Origin of the sequence: Kitasatospora sp. LaBMicrA B282 (assembly GCF_050325825.1) — a bacterium.
Taxonomy (GTDB): Bacteria; Actinomycetota; Actinomycetes; order Streptomycetales; family Streptomycetaceae; genus Kitasatospora.
Genome location: NZ_JBNQTI010000421.1, coordinates 1 through 416, shown reverse-complemented (window position 1 = coordinate 416; position 416 = coordinate 1). Strand labels below are relative to the sequence as shown.

Below are 416 nucleotides of genomic sequence, written 5' to 3'. Positions count from 1 at the left end.
ACGAGTACGAGGGCTTCCAGGGCAAGCACTGGCAGCTCCCGCCGCGCAAGGTACTGCCGAAGCCGTACGGGAGGTCGCACCCGGCGATGTGGTACGCGGCGGGGTCCCCGGCGTCGTACGCCATGGCCGCGAAGAAGGGGCTCGGCGTGCTCGGCTTCAGCATCCAGAAGGTCGCCGACATGGAGTGGGTGCTGGAGCAGTACAAGACGGCGGTCGTGGACGCCGAGCCGGTGGGGGAGTTCGTCAACGACAACGTGATGGTGACGACCACGGCGATCTGCGCGCCGACCCACGCGGAGGCGATCGAGATCGCGGTGAACGGCGGGCTGCACTATCTGCCCTCGCTGGTCTTCCGCTACCACGACACGTTCCCGCGGCCCGAGGGCTTCCCGGTGTGGCCCGAGACGCTGCCGCCG

At 69.2% G+C, this 416-nt stretch carries 1 protein-coding gene; it reads left to right on the top strand.

What is annotated here, in order from left to right; translation table 11 throughout:
* A partial coding sequence (locus ACQRUO_RS39760) for an LLM class flavin-dependent oxidoreductase (protein ID WP_428321038.1) occupies window positions 1-416 on the top strand: 416 nt, incomplete at both ends.